Origin of the sequence: Pseudoalteromonas neustonica (assembly GCF_001653135.1) — a bacterium.
Lineage (GTDB): Bacteria > Pseudomonadota > Gammaproteobacteria > Enterobacterales > Alteromonadaceae > Pseudoalteromonas > Pseudoalteromonas neustonica.
Genome location: NZ_BDDS01000049.1, coordinates 1 through 2,995 on the forward strand (window position 1 = coordinate 1; position 2,995 = coordinate 2,995).

General features: G+C 49.9%; 1 rRNA gene. It reads right to left on the minus strand.

Annotated elements, in window-relative coordinates:
* Nucleotides 1–86: 86 nt before the first annotated feature.
* Nucleotides 87–2,975 (minus strand): 23S ribosomal RNA (locus A7967_RS21965).
* Nucleotides 2,976–2,995: the final 20 nt, after the last annotated feature.

Here is a 2,995-nt window from a genome sequence, read left to right on the forward strand (position 1 = left end):
AATCTACTTTAGTTGTCGCGATAAATCACGACCTACAATCTTAACTTCTGCGCTTAAACAGTCACATAAAACGCGTTTGGCGTTGTATGGTTAAGCCTCACGGGTAATTAGTACAAGTTAGCTTAACATATCACTATGCTTCCACACCTTGCCTATCAACGTTGTAGTCTCCAACGGCCCTTCAGAGAGCTTATAGCTCTAGTGAGAACTCATCTCGAGGCCTGCTTCGCGCTTAGATGCTTTCAGCGCTTATCAGTTCCGAACGTAGCTACCGGGCAATGCCATTGGCATGACAACCCGAACACCAGCGGTTCGTTCACTCCGGTCCTCTCGTACTAGGAGCAACCCCTCTCAATTCTCAAACGCCCACGGCAGATAGGGACCGAACTGTCTCACGACGTTCTAAACCCAGCTCGCGTACCACTTTAAATGGCGAACAGCCATACCCTTGGGACCGACTTCAGCCCCAGGATGTGATGAGCCGACATCGAGGTGCCAAACACCGCCGTCGATATGAACTCTTGGGCGGTATCAGCCTGTTATCCCCGGAGTACCTTTTATCCGTTGAGCGATGGCCCTTCCATTCAGAACCACCGGATCACTATGACCTACTTTCGTACCTGCTCGACGTGTCTGTCTCGCAGTTAAGCTGGCTTCTACCATTACACTAACCGTACGATGTCCGACCGTACTTAGCCAACCTTCGTGCTCCTCCGTTACTCTTTGGGAGGAGACCGCCCCAGTCAAACTACCCACCAGGCACTGTCCGTAACCCCGATTCAGGGGCCAACGTTAGAACATCAAAACTACAAGGGTGGTATTTCAAGGACGACTCCACAACAACTAGCGTCGCTGCTTCAAAGTCTCCCACCTATCCTACACATGTAGGTTCAATGTTCAGTGCCAAGCTGTAGTAAAGGTTCACGGGGTCTTTCCGTCTAGCCGCGGGTACACAGCATCTTCACTGCGATTTCAATTTCACTGAGTCTCGGGTGGAGACAGCGTGGCCATGGTTACACCATTCGTGCAGGTCGGAACTTACCCGACAAGGAATTTCGCTACCTTAGGACCGTTATAGTTACGGCCGCCGTTTACCGGGGCTTCGATCAAGAGCTTCTCCGAAGATAACCCCATCAATTAACCTTCCGGCACCGGGCAGGTGTCACACCGTATACGTCATCTTGCGATTTTGCACAGTGCTGTGTTTTTAATAAACAGTCCCAGCCACCTGGTCACTGCGGCTCCCGTCCGCTTAGAGAGCAAGTCTCATCACAGATAGGAGCGTACCTTCTCCCGAAGTTACGGTACGATTTTGCCTAGTTCCTTCACCCGAGTTCTCTCAAGCGCCTTAGTATTCTCTACCTGACCACCTGTGTCGGTTTGGGGTACGATTCCATATAATCTGAAGCTTAGAGGCTTTTCCTGGAAGTATGGCATCAGCAACTTCACTACCGTAGTAGCTCGTCTCGTGTCTCAGGTTTAATGTTCGTCCGGATTTACCTAAACAAACGCCCTACTCACTTTCACATGGACTACCAACGCCATGCTTGCTTAGCCTGCTCCGTCCCCCCATCGCAATTATATCGAGTACAGAAATATTAATCTGTTTCCCATCGACTACGCCTTTCGGCCTCGCCTTAGGGGTCGACTTACCCTACCCTGATTAACATGGGATAGGAACCCTTGGTCTTCCGGCGTGGGAGTTTTTCACTCCCATTATCGTTACTCATGTCAGCATTCGCACTTCTGATACGTCCAGCATACCTCCCGGTACACCTTCAACCGCTTACAGAACGCTCCCCTACCACTCAGAATAAATTCTGAATCCGCAGCTTCGGTGCATAGTTTAGCCCCGTTACATCTTCCGCGCAGACCGACTCGACCAGTGAGCTATTACGCTTTCTTTAAAGGATGGCTGCTTCTAAGCCAACCTCCTGGCTGTCTGGGCCTTTCCACATCGTTTCCCACTTAACTATGACTTTGGGACCTTAGCTGGCGGTCTGGGTTGTTTCCCTCTTCACGACGGACGTTAGCACCCGCCGTGTGTCTCCCGGATATTACTTTACGGTATTCGGAGTTTGCAAAGGGTTGGTAAGTCGGGATGACCCCCTAGCCTTAACAGTGCTCTACCCCCGTAAGTATTCGTCCGAGGCTCTACCTAAATAGATTTCGGGGAGAACCAGCTATCTCCCGGTTTGATTAGCCTTTCACTCCTAGCCACAGGTCATCCCCTAACTTTTCAACGTTAGTGGGTTCGGTCCTCCAGTTGATGTTACTCAACCTTCAACCTGCCCATGGCTAGATCACCGGGTTTCGGGTCTATACCTTGCAACTATTCGCCCAGTTAAGACTCGGTTTCCCTACGGCTACCCTATTCGGTTAACCTCGCTACAAAATATAAGTCGCTGACCCATTATACAAAAGGTACGCAGTCACCCAACAAGTGGGCTCCTACTGCTTGTACGTACACGGTTTCAGGTTCTATTTCACTCCCCTCACAGGGGTTCTTTTCGCCTTTCCCTCACGGTACTGGTTCACTATCGGTCAGTTGGGAGTATTTAGCCTTAGATGATGGTCCACCTATATTCAGTCAAAGTTTCACGTGCTCCGACCTACTCGATTTCACTTAAAATGTCTTTTCATGTACGGGACTATCACCCTGTATCGTGGCGCTTTCCAGCGGCCTTCCATTAACACATAATAAGCTTAAGGGCTGTTCCGGTTTCGCTCGCCGCTACTTCCGGAATCTCGGTTGATTTCTTTTCCTACGGGTACTTAGATGTTTCAGTTCTCCGCGTTCGCCTCGTTAACCTATGTATTCAGTTAACGATACCTGCAAGCAGGTGGGTTTCCCCATTCGGAAATCCTAGTCTCAAGTGCTTTTTACTAGCTTGACTAGGCTTATCGCAAGTTAATACGTCCTTCATCGCCTCCAACTGCCAAGGCATCCACCGTGTACGCTTAGTCACTTAACCATACAACCCAAACGGGTCTT